Source organism: Variovorax sp. 20P10.2.4 (assembly GCF_058244205.1).
This window is the reverse complement of record NZ_JBZAYE010000110.1, coordinates 1-16,734: the sequence shown is the minus strand read 5'-3', so window position 1 is coordinate 16,734 and position 16,734 is coordinate 1. Positions and strand designations below refer to the sequence as shown.

The 16,734-nt window shown below is 68.4% G+C and carries 17 protein-coding genes and 2 tRNA genes; 15 read left to right on the top strand and 4 right to left on the bottom strand.

What is annotated here, in order from left to right; genetic code table 11:
- Positions 1-357: Rossmann-fold NAD(P)-binding domain-containing protein (locus tag AC27VN_RS13430; RefSeq protein WP_490876854.1), on the top strand; the 357-nt coding region annotated here is incomplete at its 5' end.
- Positions 358-404: 47 nt separating this feature from the next.
- Here AC27VN_RS13430 and AC27VN_RS13425 read toward each other — a convergent pair.
- A tRNA-Leu gene (locus AC27VN_RS13425) sits at positions 405-489 on the bottom strand.
- A 129-nt stretch (positions 490-618) separates the two neighbouring features.
- Between AC27VN_RS13425 and cysM the strand changes: the two genes are divergently transcribed.
- The 3 genes from cysM to AC27VN_RS13410 all read left to right on the top strand — a co-directional run bounded on the left by cysM (position 619) and on the right by AC27VN_RS13410 (position 2,414).
- Complete coding sequence (gene cysM, locus AC27VN_RS13420) at positions 619-1,527, top strand: cysteine synthase CysM (protein ID WP_209547383.1); 909 nt, start codon at positions 619-621, stop codon at positions 1,525-1,527.
- Between the two features lie 75 nt (positions 1,528-1,602).
- Positions 1,603-2,184 (top strand): NUDIX domain-containing protein, encoded by a 582-nt coding sequence (locus AC27VN_RS13415; protein ID WP_093355688.1) that lies wholly within the window; start codon positions 1,603-1,605, stop codon positions 2,182-2,184.
- Between the two features lie 2 nt (positions 2,185-2,186).
- Positions 2,187-2,414, top strand: a complete 228-nt coding sequence (locus AC27VN_RS13410) for a sulfurtransferase TusA family protein (RefSeq protein WP_057592910.1) — start codon at positions 2,187-2,189, stop codon at positions 2,412-2,414.
- A gap of 76 nt (positions 2,415-2,490) precedes the next feature.
- On the opposite strand, the gene galU is transcribed toward AC27VN_RS13410, so the two are convergent.
- Positions 2,491-3,381 carry a UTP--glucose-1-phosphate uridylyltransferase GalU gene (galU, locus tag AC27VN_RS13405; RefSeq protein WP_093355683.1) on the bottom strand — a complete coding sequence of 297 codons (891 nt, stop codon included), beginning with the start codon at positions 3,379-3,381 and terminating at the stop codon, positions 2,491-2,493.
- Positions 3,382-3,527: 146 nt separating this feature from the next.
- Positions 3,528-6,437, bottom strand: a complete 2,910-nt coding sequence (locus AC27VN_RS13400; protein WP_490876853.1) for a valine--tRNA ligase — start codon at positions 6,435-6,437, stop codon at positions 3,528-3,530.
- Positions 6,438-6,566: 129 nt separating this feature from the next.
- Here AC27VN_RS13400 and yaaA point away from each other — a divergent pair, with 129 nt between their 5' ends.
- The 9 genes from yaaA (at position 6,567) to AC27VN_RS13355 (ending at position 14,477) form a co-directional block, all read left to right on the top strand.
- The gene (gene yaaA / locus AC27VN_RS13395) at positions 6,567-7,352 is read left to right on the top strand and encodes a peroxide stress protein YaaA (RefSeq protein WP_093355679.1); all 786 of its coding nucleotides are present in this window, start codon (positions 6,567-6,569) and stop codon (positions 7,350-7,352) included.
- A 40-nt stretch (positions 7,353-7,392) separates the two neighbouring features.
- Positions 7,393-8,238: a 2OG-Fe(II) oxygenase gene (locus tag AC27VN_RS13390; protein ID WP_490876852.1), complete on the top strand. Its 846-nt coding sequence runs from the start codon at positions 7,393-7,395 to the stop codon at positions 8,236-8,238.
- 22 nt (positions 8,239-8,260) lie between these two features.
- Entirely contained in the window at positions 8,261-9,157 is an 897-nt protein-coding gene (locus tag AC27VN_RS13385; RefSeq protein WP_296784094.1) for an alpha/beta fold hydrolase, read from the top strand.
- Entirely contained in the window at positions 9,154-10,032 is an 879-nt protein-coding gene (gene queF / locus AC27VN_RS13380) for an NADPH-dependent 7-cyano-7-deazaguanine reductase QueF (RefSeq protein WP_490876851.1), read from the top strand. The genes AC27VN_RS13385 and queF overlap by 4 nt, the downstream gene beginning before the upstream one ends.
- Before the next feature lie 86 nt (positions 10,033-10,118).
- Positions 10,119-10,194: transfer RNA gene (locus tag AC27VN_RS13375), tRNA-Gly, on the top strand.
- Between the two features lie 143 nt (positions 10,195-10,337).
- Positions 10,338-11,225 carry a LysR family transcriptional regulator gene (locus tag AC27VN_RS13370; protein WP_490876850.1) on the top strand — a complete coding sequence of 296 codons (888 nt, stop codon included), beginning with the start codon at positions 10,338-10,340 and terminating at the stop codon, positions 11,223-11,225.
- 101 nt (positions 11,226-11,326) lie between these two features.
- The gene (locus tag AC27VN_RS13365; RefSeq protein ID WP_490876849.1) at positions 11,327-12,481 is read left to right on the top strand and encodes a mandelate racemase/muconate lactonizing enzyme family protein; all 1,155 of its coding nucleotides are present in this window, start codon (positions 11,327-11,329) and stop codon (positions 12,479-12,481) included.
- Between the two features lie 51 nt (positions 12,482-12,532).
- The gene (locus AC27VN_RS13360; protein WP_490876848.1) at positions 12,533-13,489 is read left to right on the top strand and encodes a Bug family tripartite tricarboxylate transporter substrate binding protein; all 957 of its coding nucleotides are present in this window, start codon (positions 12,533-12,535) and stop codon (positions 13,487-13,489) included.
- Positions 13,490-13,775: 286 nt separating this feature from the next.
- Complete coding sequence (locus tag AC27VN_RS13355; protein ID WP_490876847.1) at positions 13,776-14,477, top strand: arylmalonate decarboxylase; 702 nt, start codon at positions 13,776-13,778, stop codon at positions 14,475-14,477.
- Positions 14,478-14,500: 23 nt separating this feature from the next.
- Here AC27VN_RS13355 and AC27VN_RS13350 read toward each other — a convergent pair whose 3' ends face one another.
- Entirely contained in the window at positions 14,501-15,661 is a 1,161-nt protein-coding gene (locus AC27VN_RS13350; protein WP_490876846.1) for an acyl-CoA dehydrogenase family protein, read from the bottom strand.
- A 215-nt stretch (positions 15,662-15,876) separates the two neighbouring features.
- Between AC27VN_RS13350 and AC27VN_RS13345 the strand changes: the two genes are divergently transcribed.
- Positions 15,877-16,056: a DUF3606 domain-containing protein gene (locus AC27VN_RS13345; RefSeq protein WP_057592921.1), complete on the top strand. Its 180-nt coding sequence runs from the start codon at positions 15,877-15,879 to the stop codon at positions 16,054-16,056.
- A 189-nt stretch (positions 16,057-16,245) separates the two neighbouring features.
- Positions 16,246-16,734: hypothetical protein (locus tag AC27VN_RS13340; RefSeq protein ID WP_490876845.1), on the top strand; the 489-nt coding region annotated here is incomplete at its 3' end.

Below are 16,734 nucleotides of genomic sequence, written 5' to 3'. Positions count from 1 at the left end.
CAGCGCGGCACGCCGGTGCTGCGGCGCGAGGACGACGTCTACACCAGCCACATCCATGCCGACGACCTCGCGCGCGCCTGCATCGCGGCGCTGTTCCGCGGCCGACCGCAGCGCATCGTGCATGCCTCGGACGACACCGAGCTGCGCATGGGCGACTACATCGACCTCGCGGCCGACCTCTACGGCATGCCGCGCCCGCCACGGGTGGCGCGCGAGGAGGCCGAGCGTCAGCTGCCGTTGCAACTGCTGAGCTTCATGGGCGAATCGCGCCGGCTCGACAACACGCGGCTCAAGCGCGAGCTGCGCGTGCGGCTTGCGCATCCGACGGTGCATACCGGGCTGCGCGAGGAAGGCTGAAGGGGGGCGGAGTCCGCGAAGGACGCCGGAAAAGAAGGAGCCGTGTGTGGTGCCCGGGGCCGGAATCGAACCGGCACGCCTTGCGGCGGGGGATTTTGAGTCCCCTGCGTCTACCAATTTCACCACCCGGGCACGGCAGGAAGGAAGCCCAAAATTATGGCACAGTGGAATGATGAACCGTCCAAAAGCTCCTTCTTTCGTATATCCGCTACCCTCCGGGGCGGAATCCAGCGCCTCCCGCGCGGCAGACCGGACGCAGTCATGACCCACAAGTACCCCACCATCGAAGACGCCATCGGCCGCACGCCGCTGGTCGCGCTGCAGCGCATCAACGCCGAAGAGAACGCACGGCGCAACAACGTGATCCTCGGCAAGCTCGAGGGCAACAATCCCGCCGGCTCGGTCAAGGACCGCCCGGCGCTCTCGATGATCAAGCGCGCCGAGGAGCGCGGCGAGATCAAGCCCGGCGACACGCTGATCGAGGCCACCTCGGGCAACACCGGCATCGCGCTCGCGATGGCCGCGGCCATCAAGGGCTACCACATGGTCCTGATCATGCCGGAGGACCTCTCGATCGAACGCGCCCAGACCATGAAGGCCTTCGGCGCCGAGCTCGTGCTCACGCCCAAGAGCGGCGGCATGGAATACGCGCGCGACCTCGCCGAGCAGATGGTGGCGCAGGGCAAGGGCCGCGTGCTCGACCAGTTCGCCAACCCCGACAACCCGCGCATCCACTACGAGACCACCGGCCCCGAGATCTGGGCCGACACGCAGGGCAAGGTCACGCACTTCGTGAGCGCCATGGGCACCACCGGCACCATCACCGGCGTGTCGCGCTTCCTGAAGGAAAAGAATCCCGCGATCCGCATCGTCGGCGCGCAGCCGGCCGAAGGCTCGCGCATCCCCGGCATCCGCAAGTGGCCGGCCGAATACCTGCCGAAGATCTTCGACCCGAGCCGCGTCGACGAGGAGATCAACGTGAGCCAGGACGATGCCGAGGAGATGTGCCGTCGCCTCGCGCGTGAAGAGGGCATCTTCGGCGGCATCTCGGCCGCCGGCGCGCTGTGGGCGGCGCTGCAGGTCGCCAACACGGTCGAGAACGCCACCATCGTGTTCGTGGTCTGCGACCGCGGCGACCGCTACCTGTCGACCGGCGTCTTCCCCGCCTGATGCCAGCACCGCGGTGCGCCACGCGGCGCGCCGGCGGTTCCCCGGAACGAGACAAGAAAGAACAAGAGCCACCCCATGCCCCATCCCAAGTTCTGCCAGGTCTGCGCCACGCCGCTCGAATGGATCGCGCTGATGGAAGACGGCGGTCCCAAGGAGCGCCTGCGCTGCCCCAACTGCGGCCATACGCACTGGAACAATCCGACGCCGGTGCTCGCCGCCATCGTCGAATACCGCGGCCAGGTGCTGCTGGCGCGCAATGCGGCCTGGCCCGGCAAGATGTTCGCGCTGATCACCGGCTTCATGGAGGCCGCCGAGACGCCCGAGGAAGGCATCGCGCGCGAGGTCAAGGAAGAGACCAACCTCGACGTCAGCGCCACCAAGATCGTCGGCGCCTACGACTTCCAGCGCATGAACCAGGTCATCATCGCCTACCACGTGGTGGCCGACGGCGAGGTCAAGCTCTCGCCCGAGCTGGTCGACTACCGCCTCTACGACCTGCCCGACCTCAAGTGCTGGCCCGCCGGCACCGGCTATGCGCTGGCCGACTGGTTGCGCACGCGCGGCCACGAGCCGGTGTTCTTCACCGCGGCCGAGAACGAGGAACGCCGCCGCGGCCTGAACCTGCCGCCCGAGCCGCCCGTCGGCAAGGGAGCCTGAGCATGGACGTCGACCGCGAAATCGACACCCGCGGGCTCAACTGCCCGCTGCCCATCCTCAAGGCCAAGAAGTCGCTCAACGACATGGCCAGCGGCCAGCTGCTGCGCGTGGTCTCGACCGACCCTGGCTCGGTGCGCGACTTCCAGGCCTTCGCGCGCCAGACCGGCAATGCGCTGATGGAGCAGCAGACGGTCGGCACCGACTTCATCCATGTGCTGAAGCGGCGCTGAGGCCGCCGCGACACGGCATCGAAAAGCAAAAAGGCCGGGAATCGCTTCCCGGCCTTTTGATTTGGGGTGACCCCGTTCAGAGCTTCAGGCTCTTGAGATAGTCGCGGAACTGGGCACCCACCTCGGGGTGTGCCAGCGCGAGTTCGACGCTGGCCTGCAGGAAGCCTTCCTTGCTGCCGCAGTCGTAGCGCACGCCCTTGTACGAATAGGCGTAGACCGATTCCTTCTTCATCAGCGCGGCGATGCCGTCGGTGAGCTGGATCTCGCCGCCCGCGCCCTTGGGCTGCTCGCGGATCTCGGCGAACACGCCGGGCGTGAGGATGTAGCGGCCGGCCACGCCCAGGCGCGAGGGGGCGTCCTCGGGCTTCGGCTTCTCGACCATGCGGTTGACCTTCACCAGGCCGTCCTCGACGGCGTCGCCGGCCACGATGCCGTAGCGCTTCACGTGCTCGAGCGGCACTTCCTGCACCGCCAGCAGCGAGCCGCCGAGGCGCGCGAAGGCCGCGGTCATCTGGGCCAGCACCGGCTCACCGCCCGTGGGGCCGACCATCAGGTCGTCGGCCAGCAGCACGGCGAAGGGCTCGTTGCCCACCAGGTGCTCGGCGCATAGCACCGCGTGGCCCAGGCCCAGCATGCGCGGCTGGCGCACGTAGGAGCAGGTCATGTCGTCGGGCATCACCGAGCGCGCGATGTTCAGCAGTGCATCCTTGCCGCTGGCCTCGAGCTGGCTCTCGAGCTCGTAGGCGGTGTCGTAGTGGTCCTCGATCGCGCGCTTGTTGCGGCCGGTCACGAAGATCATGTCGCGGATGCCCGCGGCATAGGCTTCCTCGACGGCGTACTGGATCAGGGGCTTGTCGACCACCGGCAGCATTTCCTTGGGCTGGGCCTTGGTGGCCGGCAGGAAACGGGTGCCGAAGCCTGCAACGGGAAATACGGCCTTGCGGATGCGCGTCGGGGAGGTGGACATGGGCAATTCGGTGTCGGTTCGTTCAGGAAGAAGGAAGGAGTGAGGGCCGCGGGGGCCGTCCGGAACTGCGGCGGCGGAACCGGTCCGCCGCCTGGCCGATTCTGCATCGGCCACCCATCCTACCGGCCTGCGGACAAGCCCGTATGTCAGCCGAGGCGCACAAGCTGGTCGCGCAGGCGCTCCAGCGTGGCCGTGAAGTCGGCCAGGCGCTTGCGCTCCTGCTCGATCACGGCCGGCGGCGCCTTGGCCACGAAGGCCTCGTTGCCGAGCTTGCCGTTGACCTTGGCGATCTCGCCCTCGATGCGGGCGATTTCCTTGCCGATGCGCGCGCGCTCGGCCACCTTGTCGATCTCCATGTGCAGGCACAGGCGGGCATTGCCGACCACGGCCACCGGCGCGGCTTCGGCGGCCGCGGCCCAGGCGGCCTCGTCGTCGAACACGCGCACTTCCTTGAGCTTGGCGAGCGCCTGCAGCACCGGCGCGGTCTCGCGCAGGAAGGCCGCGCCCTCGGCGTCGTCGGCCACGGCATAGAGCGGCAGCCGCAGCGCGGGCGAGACGTTCATCTCGCCGCGCAGGGTGCGGCAGCCGTCCACCAGCGCCTTGAGCCGCGCCACGTAGGCCTCGGCGGCCTCGTCGATGCGCTCGGGCTGGCTGAGCGGATAGGCCGCCACCATCACCGATTCGCCCGTGCGGCCCGCCACCGGCGCGACCTTCTGCCACAGCTCTTCCGTGATGAACGGGATCACCGGGTGCGCGAGGCGCAGCAGGGTTTCGAGCGTGCGGATCAGCGTGCGGCGGGTGGCGCGCTTCTGGGCGTCGTCGCCGGTCTGGATCTGCACCTTGGCGATCTCGAGGTACCAGTCGCAGAACTCGTCCCAGGCGAACTGGTAGATCGCGTTGGCGACGTTGTCGAGCCGGTACTCCTCGAAGCCCTTTGCGACCTCGGCCTCGACGCGCTGCAGCTGCGAGACGATCCAGTAGTCGGCGCGGCTGAACTTCAGGTAGCCGTGCGCGGGACCGCCGACCTTGCACTCTTCCTTCGTGTGCTCCTTGAGGCCGCAGTCCTGGCCCTCGCAGTTCATCAGCACGAAGCGGGTGGCGTTCCAGAGCTTGTTGCAGAAGTTGCGGTAGCCCTCGCAGCGCTTGCTGTCGAAGTTGATGCTGCGGCCCAGCGAGGCCAGCGAGGCGAAGGTGAAGCGCAGCGCGTCGGCGCCGAAGGCCGGGATGCCCTCGGGGAATTCCTTCTGCGTGTTCTTGCGCACCGCGGGCGCGGTCTCGGGCTTGCGCAGGCCCTGTGTGCGCTTGTCGAGCAGCTCGGGCAGCTCGATGCCGTCGATCAGGTCGACCGGGTCGAGCACGTTGCCCTCGGACTTGCTCATCTTCTTGCCCTGCGCATCGCGCACCAGGCCGTGGATGTAGACGTCCTTGAACGGCACGCGGCCCGTGAAGTGCTTGGTCATCATGATCATCCGGGCGACCCAGAAGAAGATGATGTCGTAGCCCGTGACCAGCACGCTCGAGGGCAGGTAGAGGTTGTAGTCGCTCGTGGGCTCGGTGCCCTGGTTCGGCCAGCCCAGCGTCGAGAACGGGAACAGGGCCGCGGAGAACCAGGTGTCGAGCACGTCCTCCTCGCGGCGCAGCGTCTTGCCGGGCGCCTGCGCCTGGGCTTCCTCCTCGCTGCGCGCGACGTAGACCTTGCCTTCGTCGTCGTACCAGGCCGGGATCTGGTGGCCCCACCAGAGCTGGCGCGAGATGGTCCAGTCCTGGATGTTCTCCATCCAGTGGTTGTAGGTGTTGATCCAGTTCTCGGGCACGAAGCGCACCTCGCCCGAGCGCACCACGTCGATCGCCTTCTGCGCGATCGACTGGCCGTCGGCGCCGGGCTTGGTCATGGCCACGTACCACTGGTCGGTCAGCATCGGCTCGACGATGGCGCCGGTGCGCGCGCAGCGCGGCACCATCAGCTTGTGCTTCTTGGTCTCGACCAGCAGGCCCAGCGCGTCGAGATCGGCCACCACGGCCTTGCGCGCCACGAAGCGGTCGAGGCCGCGGTACTTCTCGGGCGCGTTGTCGTTGACGGTCGCGTCGAGCGTGAGGATGCCGATGGTCTCGAGCTGGTGGCGCTGGCCCACCGCATAGTCGTTGTAGTCGTGCGCGGGCGTGACCTTCACCACGCCGGTGCCGAAGGCCTTGTCGACGTAGTCGTCGGCGATCACCGGGATCAGCCGGTCGACCAGCGGCAGACGCACCTGCTTGCCGATCAGCGCCTTGTAGCGTTCGTCTTCCGGGTGGACCATCACGGCCGTGTCGCCGAGCATGGTCTCGGGCCGGGTGGTGGCCACCGTGAGCGTGCCCGAGCCGTCTGCCAGCGGGTAGGCGATGTGCCAGAGCCAGCCGTCCTCTTCCTCGCTCTCGACCTCGAGGTCGCTCACGGCGGTCTTGAGCGTCGGGTCCCAGTTCACCAGGCGCTTGCCGCGGTAGATCAGGCCCTCTTCATAGAGCTTGACGAAGGTGTCCATCACCACGGGCGAGAGCTTCTCGTCCATGGTGAAGTATTCGCGGCTCCAGTCGACGGTGTCGCCCATGCGGCGCATCTGCTGGGTGATGGTGTTGCCGCTGCGTTCCTTCCACTCCCAGACCTTGGCGATGAAGTTCTTGCGCGCTTCCTGCGGCGTCGGGCCCATCTCGTGGCGGCTGATGTTCTGCGCCTGCAGCTGGCGCTCGACCACGATCTGGGTCGCGATGCCCGCATGGTCGGTGCCCGGCAGCCACAGCGTGTTGTCGCCCTTCATGCGGTGGTAGCGCGTGAGGCTGTCCATGATCGTCTGGTTGAACGCATGGCCCATGTGCAGCGTGCCCGTCACGTTGGGCGGCGGCAGCTGGATCGAGAACGCGCCAGCGTCGGCCTTCGGCTTCCCGGTGCCGCGCCAGCCCGCGTGCGCGTAGCCGCGCTTTTCCCATTCGGGACCCCAGTGCGCCTCGAGGGCCGCGGGTTCGAACGATTTGGAAAGGCTCTCGAGGCCGGGTTGGGCGGTGGGTGTGGTGGGTTCGCTCATGGGGGCTTGGGGCAATGCGGCCATGGCGCCGGTACGCAGGTCGTACGGGCCGCGGGCCGCGCGGGGCAGGGAAGGCCGACGATTTTACCGGCGCGGCGAGGGGCGGTCGTGCCAACAGATAATTCCGCGATGCTGTTCCTGCTCTCTCCCGCCAAGTCGCTCGACTACGACACCCCGGTCCCCGCCGAAGTCCCCGCCACCCAACCCCATTTCGAGAGCCCGAAGGGCCCCTCGGTCGAACTGATCAAGCTGCTGCGCGAGAAGTCGCCGCAGCAGATCTCCGAGCTGATGCGCCTGTCGGACAAGCTCTCCGCGCTCAACGTGGCGCGCTATGCCGCCTGGCGCCCCAAGAGCACGGAGCAGAACGCCCGCCAGGCCGCCTTCGCCTTCGACGGCGATGTCTACGGCGGCCTCGACGCGCGCTCGCTCACGCCCGCGCAACTGGACTGGGCGCAGGACCACGTCTGCATCCTCAGCGGCCTGTACGGCGTGCTGCGCCCGCTCGACCGGCTGCAGCCCTACCGGCTCGAGATGGGCACCGCGCTGGCCAACCGGCACGGCAAGGACCTCTATGCCTTCTGGGGCGCGCGCATTGCCGAGCACCTCAACGAGCGGCTGGCGGCCGACCGCACGCCGGTGGTGATCAACGCCGCCTCGCAGGAGTACTTCCGCGCCGTCGACACCAAGGCACTGAAGGCGCGTGTGGTCGAATGCGTGTTCGAGGAGTGGAAGGGCGACCGCTATAAGGTCATCAGCTTCTTCGCCAAGCGCGCGCGCGGCCTGCTGGCGCGCTGGGCCGTGCTGCACCGCGTGGCCACGCCCAAGGCGCTGGAAAAATTCGATCTCGAGGGTTATGGTTTCGACGCCCAGGTGTCCACAGCCGAACGGCTGGTCTTCAGGAGAAAACTCGTATGAATGATGTGAGGGAAGCAGGCGAGGCAACCGGAGCGCGCGCATGACGCAGGCCGTGAGTCCCGAACTGCGCGACTGGCTGGTGAGCCAGCTCGCGGCCGGCCATTCGGTGCCCGCGCTGCGCGCCTCGATGCGCGCGGCCGGCTGGCACGATGCCGCCACCGACATCGCGCTGGCCCAGCTCGAGGCCGGCTTTCCCGAGTCCAAAGCCGCGTCGGCGCTGCCGCCGCGCACCTCGATGCCGGGCCCCGACCTCGAGGGCTCGCCGCTGTACATCGATGCCGGCGACCGCCGCGTGCAGGTGCTGCAGACCATGAAGCACCCGCGCGTGATCGTGTTCGGCAACCTGCTGTCGGCCGAGGAGTGCGAGGCGCTGATCGCGGCCGCGCGCGTGCGGCTCGCGCGTTCGCTCACGGTCGAGACCAAGACCGGCGGCGAGGTGCTCAACGTCGACCGCACCAGCGAAGGCATGTTCTTCGAGCGCGGCGAGAACGAGACCGTGCAGCGGCTCGAGCAGCGCCTGGCGCTGCTGCTGCGCTGGCCGCTCGAGTTCGGCGAGGGCCTGCAGATCCTGCGCTACGCGCCCGGCGCGCAGTACCGGCCGCACTACGACTACTTCGACCCCGGCGAGCCCGGCACGCCCACCATCCTCAAGCGCGGCGGCCAGCGCGTCGCCACGCTGGTGATGTACCTGCAGGAGCCCGAGAAGGGCGGCGCCACCACCTTCCCCGACGTCGGTCTCGAGGTCGCGCCGGTGCGCGGCACCGGCGTGTTCTTCAGCTACGACCATCCCGATCCCGCCACCCGCACCCTGCACGGCGGCGCACCCGTGGTCGCGGGCGAGAAGTGGGTCGCCACCAAGTGGCTGCGCGAACGCGAGTTCCGCTAGTCCGCAACACAAGAAAGCCGCGATGAAGGTCCAGGCCAACGGATTGCAGATCGAAGTCGACGACACCGGTGGCGAGGGCCGCCCGGTGATCCTGCTGATCATGGGCCTGGGAATGCAGCTCGTGGCCTGGCCGCGCGATTTCGTGCAGTTGCTGGTCGACGCCGGCTTTCGCGTGCTGCGCCACGACAACCGCGACATCGGCCTGAGCGAAGGCTTCGACCACAAGGGCGTGGGCAACATCGTCTGGGAAAGCATCCGGCTGCGCCTGGGCCTGCCGGTGCGCTCGGCCTACACGCTGCAGGACATGGCGGCCGATTCGCTCGGCGTGCTCGACGCGCTGGGCATTGCGCAGGCGCACGTGGTCGGCGCCTCGATGGGCGGCATGATCGCGCAGCGCATGGCGGCCACCGCGCCCACGCGCGTGCAAAGCCTCGTGAGCATCATGAGCTCGAGCGGTGCGCGCGGCCTGCCCGGTCCGCGCCGCGAGGTGGCCGCGATGCTGCTGCGCCGCCCGCTGGGCCGCGGCGAGGACGAACTGATCGCGCACAGCATCCGCCTGCTGCGCCTGATCCAGAGCCCGGCCTATCCGCAGACCGACGAGGCGCTGGCCGAGCGTCTGCGCTTCGCCATGCGCCGCGCCTACCATCCGGCCGGCATGTTCCGCCAGATGCTGGCCATCGGCGCCGACACCGAGCGCCCCGAGCTGCTGGGCCGCATCCAGTGCCCGACCCTGGTGCTGCACGGCGAGCCCGACGCGCTGGTGCCGATCGCCTGCGGCCAGGACACGGCGCGCCGCATTCCCGGCGCGCAGTTCGTGCCCATTCCCGGCATGGGCCACGACCTCCCGCCCGAGGTCTGCGCCATCCTTGCCAGACACATCGTCCCGTTCCTGAACGCGACGCCATCCCGCCATCCATGAGCCACGACGCCTCCCACACCCCCAACCCCAATACGCCCGAGCAGTCCCAGCTCGGCCGCGCCTCGGCCTACGCCGATCGTTACGACCCCACGCTGCTGTTCCCGATCGCGCGCGCCACCCAGCGCGAGGCCATGGGCATCGCGGCCGGCGCCTTGCCCTTCTTCGGCGCCGACCTCTGGACCGCCTTCGAACTGAGCTGGCTCAACCCGCGCGGCAAGCCGCAGCTCGCGATCGCGCACTTCACCGTGCCCTGCGAAACGCCCAACATCATCGAGAGCAAGTCCTTCAAGCTCTACCTCAACAGCTTCAACAACACCGCCTTCGCCGACGCCGAGGCCGTGCGCGAACGCCTGCGCACCGACCTGGCCGAGGCGCTGTGGCGCGGCAGCGACCGCGCGGCGGGCATCGGCGTGAAGCTGGTCGCGCCCGAGCTGTTCGACCGCGAGCCGGTGCACGAGCTCGACGGCCTGGACCTCGACCGGCTCGACATCGAATGCACGCACTACCAGCCCGCGCCCGAACTGCTCTCGAGCGACGCCACGCAGGTGCCGGTGACCGAGACGCTGACCAGCCGGCTGCTCAAGAGCAACTGCCTGGTCACGGGCCAGCCCGACTGGGGCAGCGTGCAGGTCCGCTACAGCGGCCCGCCCATCGACCAGGCCGGGCTGCTCGCCTACATCGTGAGCTTTCGCAACCACAACGAATTCCACGAGCCCTGCGTGGAGCGCATGTTCACCGACATCTGGAAGCACTGCCACCCGACCAAGCTCACGGTGTATGCGCGCTACACGCGGCGCGGCGGGCTCGACATCAACCCGTTTCGCACCAGCTGGCCGCAGGCGCTGCCGGCCAACGTGCGCACGGCGCGCCAGTAGGCGGACCGGTGTCACCGAAGTTTTTTTGAAGATTTTTTGGCCCGGATTCGAAAACTGTGTTTTTGGGGCATATAATCTGAGGCTTCGCGGGAATAGCTCAGTTGGTAGAGCGCAACCTTGCCAAGGTTGAGGTCGAGAGTTCGAGACTCTTTTCCCGCTCCAAATTTTTTGCTTCTTCGAGGGTCCGCAAGACCCGCCGCAGAACGCAAGCGAAGACGAAAGAAAAGGCCGCTGTCCCCAGCGGCCTTTTTCTTTTTCCGCGGCCGCTCGCGAGGGGCGCCCGGCCCGTGTGGCATCCTGCCCGCATGACCCCCGACACCCGTTCGCTGCGCCTGTTCGTGGCGGTGGCCGACCACGGCAGCATCAGCGAGGGCGCCAAGCGCTGCCACATCGCGCTCGCGGCCGCGAGCAAGCGCATCTCCGACCTCGAGGCGCGCGCGCGGCTGCCGCTGTTCGTGCGCCATGCGCGCGGCGTCACGCTCACGTCGGCCGGCCATGGGCTGCTGCTGCATGCGCGCGCCGTGCTCTCGGCCATGGACCGGCTCGGCGCCGAGCTCGACGACTTCCAGCAGGGCGTGGCGGGCGTGGTCAGCATCACGGCCAATGCCTCGACCATCGCGCAGTTCCTGCCGGCGCAGATCGGCTCCTTCCTGCGGCTGCATCCGGTGCTCAAGATCGACCTGCAGGAGCGTGCGAGCACCGAGGTCGTGAAGGCGGTGCAGGCCGGCCTGGCCGACATCGGCGTGATCGAGGGCAACACGCCGGCCGATCCGCTCGAATGCCTGCCCTACCGCAGCGACGAACTGGCCGTGGTGGTGGCGCGCGACCATCCGCTGGGCCGGCGCAAGCGCATCAGCGCGCACGAGGTGCTGCGCCACGAGCACATCGTGGTGCGCGAAGGCACGGCGCTGCACCGCGTGCTGCTGAGCGCCGCGCTCGAGGCGCAGGTGCCGCTCAAGGTGCGCATGCAGGTCGGCAGCTTCGACATGGTGTGCCGCATGGTGGAGCAGGGCGCGGGCATCGGCGTGCTGCCCTATGCGGCCATCCTGCCGCAGCTGCAGATCCTCAAGCTGCGCTGCCTCAAGCTCGATGCCCCCTGGGCCGTGCGCCGCCACCTGCTCTGCGTGCGCCGGCAGCAGGACCTGACGGTGGCCGCGCGCTCGGTGCTGGAGCACCTGAGCCGGCCCGACTGAAGCACGAGGCTTCGCGCCGCGCGAAGCCTCGCTCCCGCCAAAAACGAATTGTTCTGCGCCGGGGCGCGCGCAAAGATGCGCGCACAACGAAGGAGACAATTTTGAAGATCGTTCGCGTCAGCGCCACGCCGCTGAACATTCCCGTCGCCATCGACGTGCTGGGGCTCGACATGAAGACCTCGCTGTCGCTGTGCCTGACCGAGATCGAGACCGACACCGGCCTCGTCGGCCATGGCATGACCGCCATCACCGAGGAGGAGATCATTGCCGCCGCGGTGCGCGAGGTGGCCGGCCCGGCGCTGATCGGCGAAGACCCGATGGCCACCGAGCGCCTGTGGGACAAGCTCTACTGGCTGCTGTCGCCGCGCGGCCAGACCGGCTACGCGAGCCATGCCATCGCCGCGCTCGACATCGCGCTGTGGGACCTGAAGGCGAGGGCGCTGGGCCAGCCGCTGTGGCGCCTGCTCGGCGGTGCGCGCGCCAGGGTGCCGGTGTATGCGACCTTCGGCTTCGGCTTCTTCGAGCGCGACCAGCTCGCGGCCGCCGCCAAGCTGTGGGTGGAGCAGGGCTTTCGCCGCCTGAAGATGACCGTCGGCGGCCATGCGCTCGCGCGCCGCGACGAGCCGCGGCCGATCGACGAGGTGATCGCCGAGGACGTGCGCCGCGTCGCCGCGGTGCGCGAGGCGGTCGGCCCCGAGGTGAAGCTCTATGTCGACGCCAACTGCGGCCTCGACCTGTTCCATGCGAGCGAGCTCGCGCGCCGCATCGAGCCCTACGGCATCAGCTTCTTCGAGGAGCCGCTGACGCAGAACGACGTGCGCCAGATGGCCCAGCTGCGCGCGCGCACCAGCATCCCGCTGGCCTGCGGGCAGAACGAGGGCCTGGCCTTCCGCTTCCGCGACCTGCTGGTGAACCAGGCGGCCGATGTGCTGCAGCCCAACGTGACGATCTCGGGCGGCTACTCGCAGTGCCTGAAGATCGCGGGCATGGCGCAGGCCTTCAACGTGCCGATCGACAACGGCGGCGCCTGGCCCTTCCACAACATGCACCTGCATGCGGGCGTGTCGAACGGCGGGCTGGTCGAGTACCACTACGTGGCGGTGAAGATGCTGGAGCAGATCTTCGATGGCCTGCCCGTCCCCGATCAGGGCTGGCTCACACTGCCCGAGACGCCGGGCCTGGGCTTCGCGCCCAATGCCGAGCGCGTGCGCGAACTCGCGAAGCTGCCGACCTCGCGCGGCAAGGGCAAGGCCTGAACCATGAGAACAACACCCACCATCCTTCGCCGGCGCCGGAAGGCATTGCGCGTGGCAACGGCCCTCGGCCTCGCGGGCCTGCTCGCGGCGCCCGTGGCCTGGGCCCAGAAGTACCCCGACAAGCCGATCCGCCTCATCGTCGGCTATTCGGCCGGCGGCGGCGTCGATGCCGTGGCGCGCCTGTTGAGCGCGCGCCTGCCCGCGGTGCTGGGCCAGCAGGTGCTGGTGGAGAACCGCACCGGCGCCACCGGCCTCATCGCGGCCGACCTCGTCGCCAAGGCGCCGCCCGACGGCTACACGCTGATGATGGGCGACAGCGCCTTGCTGATCGCCAAGCTGCTGCAGCCGAAGATCGCGATCGATCCGCTCACCAGCTTCAAGCCGGTGGCCGGTGCCTTCGTCTCGCCGCTGATGATCGTCACGGGCAACGACTTCCCCGCGAAGACACCGGCGGAATTCGTCGCCCAGCTCAAGGCGAATCCGGGCCGTTTCTCCTTCGCGACCTCGGGCGTGGGCACGGTGCAGCACCTGGGCTTCGAGATGCTCAAACAGTCCACCGGCAGTTTCGTGGTGCATGTGCCGTACCGCGGCGCCGCGCAGATCGTGCCCGACGTGATCGGCGGCCAGGTGCCGATCGGCGTGGTCAGCGCCACGGCAGCGATGGCGCAGTCCAAGGCCGGCAAGTTGCGCGCGGTGGCGTTGATGAACAGCGCGAAGCTCGAAGGGGCCGAGAGCATTGCTCCACTGGCCGATGCGCTGCCGGGGTTCGATGTGGCGCCGCGCATCTTCGTGCTTGCACCTGCTGGAACGCCCAACGAGATCGTCGACCGGTTCTCTGCCGCCGTGAAGACGGTGCTCGATGCGCCTGATGCTGGAACTGCCGCGGCGGCGCAGGGGACCTTGCGGGCCTATGCCACGCCGGCGCAGCTCGGCAAGGACATGGCCGAGGAGACGGTGCGGTGGAAACGCATCATCACGGAGCAGCGGATCGTGGCGGATGGGGGGTGATTTTTTGTCCGGGGCGGGCTCACGCCGATGGGGTACTCCCCTCCGCGAATGTCCCCCGCCTTCGGCTCCTCCTTGATTTCGCTGCGGGGAGTACCCCATCGACGTGAGCCTGGACGCAGCGGTTGTGGAACCGCCGGCACCACCACTGCGCCTCCCGTGCACAGGGCAGTGGGTGCTTCCCGCAGCGAAATCAAGGAGGAGGCCGCAGGCCGGGGGACATTCGCGGAGGGAAGTACCCGCTGTCCTGTGCACGCACCCCGAACCCTAAAAACGAAGGCAACCAAAAATGACCCACCTGGGCCTCATAGTCCCCCCGAAAGCAGGCGAAGTCCCCATCGATGGCCCGCTTCTCTACGGCACCCGCATCCGCTTCAGCGCACGCGGCCTGGGCCTCGGAGAAATCTCGACGCGCGGCTACACCGAGGTCATCGACTCGGTGATCGACAAGGCGCTGGAACTCAAGGAGGAGGGTGTCAGCGCCATCTCCCTCATGGGCACTTCGCTGAGCTTCTTCCGCGGTGCCGCCTTCAACCGGCAACTCGAAGTCGAGATGTCGCGCGCCACCGGCCTGCCCTGCACCACCATGAGCAACGCCATCATCGAAGGACTGCGCAGCCTCGGCGTGAAGCGTGTCGCGGTAGCCACCGCCTACATCGACGAGGTCAACGTGCAGTTGCGACGCTACCTCGAACAGTGCGACTTCGAACCGCTGGCCGTCGAAGGCCTGTCGATCTCCGATGTGCAGGCGGTCGGCCAGGTCGGCACGCAGGTACTCGTGGACCTGGGGCTACGCGTGTTCGAAGCGCGACCCGGTGCCGATGGAATCCTCATCTCCTGCGGCGGACTCGTCACGCTCGACGCCGTCCGCGAGCTCGAGTCGATGCTGCAGGTGCCCGTGGTCTCGAGCTCGCCCGCGGGCTTTCGCGACCTGGTGCGCAAGGCCGGGCTCGATGCGCGCTCGCCCGGCAACGGCCGGCTGTTCGACTGAGAAGACGGCGGCGGACCCGTCGCTCAGAACGAACGCGGCAGGCCGAGCATGTGCTCGGCCACATAGCTGAGGATCAGGTTGGTCGAGATCGGCGCCACCTGGTAGAGCCGCGTCTCGCGGAACTTGCGTTCGATGTCGTATTCGCAGGCGAAGCCGAAGCCGCCGTGGAACTGCAGGCAGGCGTTCGCCGCTTCCCAGCTCGCCTTGGCCGCCAGGTACTTCGCCATGTTGGCCTGCGCGCCGCAGGGCTCGCGTGCGTCGAACAGGCGACAGGCCTCGTAGCGCATCAGGTTCGCGGCCTCGACCTCGATGAAGGCCTCGGCGATCGGGAATTGCACGCCCTGGTTCTGGCCGATCGGGCGGCCGAACACCACGCGCTCGTTGACGTACTTCGTCACGCGGTCGATGAACCAGTAGCCGTCGCCGATGCACTCGGCCGCGATCAGCGTGCGCTCGGCATTGAGCCCGTCGAGGATGTACTTGAAGCCCTGGCCTTCCTCGCCGATCAGGTTCTCGGCCGGAATCTCGAGGTTCTCGAAGAACAGCTCGTTGGTCTCGTGGTTCACCATGTTGAGGATCGGCCGCACCGTCATGCCCTGGCCGATGGCTTCGCGCAGGTCGACGATGAAGATCGACATGCCCTCGGATTTCTTCTTCACCTCGGCCAGCGGCGTGGTGCGCGCCAGCAGGATCATCAGGTCGGAATGCTGGATGCGCGAGATCCACACCTTCTGGCCGTTGACGACATAGCGGTCGCCCTTCTTCACCGCCGTCGTCTTGATCTTCGTGGTGTCGGTGCCCGTGGTGGGCTCGGTCACGCCCATCGACTGCAGCCGCAGTTCGCCGCTCGCGATCTTCGGCAGGTACTGCTGCTTCTGCGCCTCGCTGCCATGGCGCAGCAGCGTGCCCATGTTGTACATCTGGCCATGGCAGGCGCCCGAGTTGCCGCCGCAGCGGTTGATCTCTTCCATGATCACCGAGGCCTCGGTCAGGCCCAGGCCCGAGCCGCCGTACGCCTGCGGGATCAGCGCGGCCATCCAGCCGGCCTGGGTGAGCGCGTCCACGAACTCGGCGGGATAGCCGCGCGCCTCGTCGATCTTGCGGAAGTATTCGTCGGGAAACTGCGCGCAGAGGTCGCGCACGGCGTCGCGGATGTCGGGGAAGCGGGTGTCGTTGCTGTGCATCGCCTGAATCTATCCGCGCGCGCGGCGCGCGTCTCTCGGATTTCGGAAGCCTCCCTTCGGCCAAGGCGGATGCCCGGTCGCGGAGCACCGAGCGCGCGCGACTCGCCGCGCTTCGGACATGTCCTGCAACGGGACGCGCTGCGGTCTTTCCGGCGCCTTCATCGAACGGACGCAATCTGCAGCCCATTCCCTGAACCATCCTGGAGGACAGCACCATGGCAGACGACCTGAGCAAGCGCGGACAGCCCGACCGCTCGCGCATCAACGTGAACGAGGCGCACGAGATGCGCTACTGGACCCAGACCCTGGGCGTGACCGAAGCGCAGCTGCGCTCGGCGGTGGCGGCCGCCGGCGTCGAGGTCAAGGACGTGCGCACCTACCTCGGCAAGCCCTGAGCGACGGTGAACGGGAACCTGCGTAGGCAGGTTCCTACACCCGGGCGGCGAGGCGCGGCCGATACTCTGTCGCTTGCCTCGCACCGGGACATTTCCCTTGAACCTCCCCCCCTTCCTCGCTTCCCTCCCTGGCCCGACGCTCGGGCATCGTCCCTTGCAAGCCGCCCCCGCGGCTGGAGCCGTGGCGCGATGAAGAGCTCTCCCGGAGCCCGCAGCTGGATCGCCGCCGGCGTGCGCCACGAACTGCTGACCCGCGCCTTGCCCGCGCTGCGCCACGACATGGCGGCGCCGGTGTCGGTGATCCGCATGGCGCTGCTGATGCTCAAGCGCCAGCTCGCCGCCGAGACCATCGACCGTGCCGTCAGCGAGGAACGCATGGGCCTGGTCGATGGCCAGGTGTCCGAACTGGTCGAAGGCATCCGCTCGCTGCGCGACTGGGAACTGGCCACCACCGACGACGGCATCACGCGCGCCGCGCTGGTGGCGCGCTGCGTCGCGCTGATGCGCGCCGCCTTCGATCTGCATGGCGTGTCGCTCGAGGTGGACGATGCGCTCGCCGCCGGCGAGGACGAGAAGCGCTGGCCCTCGGCGGCCGCGCTGCGCTACCTGTTCCTCGGCGCGCTCGGCTACCTGCATGACGGCGCGCCCGAGGCCGGCGCGATCCGGATCGAGGCCGAT

What these genes read in the sequence shown, in the direction of transcription:
- AC27VN_RS13410 (WP_057592910.1), top strand. Translation starts at nt 2,187, where the DNA reads ATGGACGTCGACCGCGAAATCGACACCCGCGGGCTCAACTGCCCGCTG.
- AC27VN_RS13390 (WP_490876852.1), top strand. Translation starts at nt 7,393, where the DNA reads ATGACGCAGGCCGTGAGTCCCGAACTGCGCGACTGGCTGGTGAGCCAG.
- AC27VN_RS13345 (WP_057592921.1), top strand. Translation starts at nt 15,877, where the DNA reads ATGGCAGACGACCTGAGCAAGCGCGGACAGCCCGACCGCTCGCGCATC.
- cysM (WP_209547383.1), top strand. Translation starts at nt 619, where the DNA reads ATGACCCACAAGTACCCCACCATCGAAGACGCCATCGGCCGCACGCCG.
- queF (WP_490876851.1), top strand. Translation starts at nt 9,154, where the DNA reads ATGAGCCACGACGCCTCCCACACCCCCAACCCCAATACGCCCGAGCAG.
- AC27VN_RS13415 (WP_093355688.1), top strand. Translation starts at nt 1,603, where the DNA reads ATGCCCCATCCCAAGTTCTGCCAGGTCTGCGCCACGCCGCTCGAATGG.
- AC27VN_RS13400 (WP_490876853.1), bottom strand. Translation starts at nt 6,437, where the DNA reads ATGAGCGAACCCACCACACCCACCGCCCAACCCGGCCTCGAGAGCCTT.
- yaaA (WP_093355679.1), top strand. Translation starts at nt 6,567, where the DNA reads ATGCTGTTCCTGCTCTCTCCCGCCAAGTCGCTCGACTACGACACCCCG.
- AC27VN_RS13370 (WP_490876850.1), top strand. Translation starts at nt 10,338, where the DNA reads ATGACCCCCGACACCCGTTCGCTGCGCCTGTTCGTGGCGGTGGCCGAC.
- AC27VN_RS13355 (WP_490876847.1), top strand. Translation starts at nt 13,776, where the DNA reads ATGACCCACCTGGGCCTCATAGTCCCCCCGAAAGCAGGCGAAGTCCCC.
- AC27VN_RS13385 (WP_296784094.1), top strand. Translation starts at nt 8,261, where the DNA reads ATGAAGGTCCAGGCCAACGGATTGCAGATCGAAGTCGACGACACCGGT.
- galU (WP_093355683.1), bottom strand. Translation starts at nt 3,381, where the DNA reads ATGTCCACCTCCCCGACGCGCATCCGCAAGGCCGTATTTCCCGTTGCA.
- AC27VN_RS13350 (WP_490876846.1), bottom strand. Translation starts at nt 15,661, where the DNA reads ATGCACAGCAACGACACCCGCTTCCCCGACATCCGCGACGCCGTGCGC.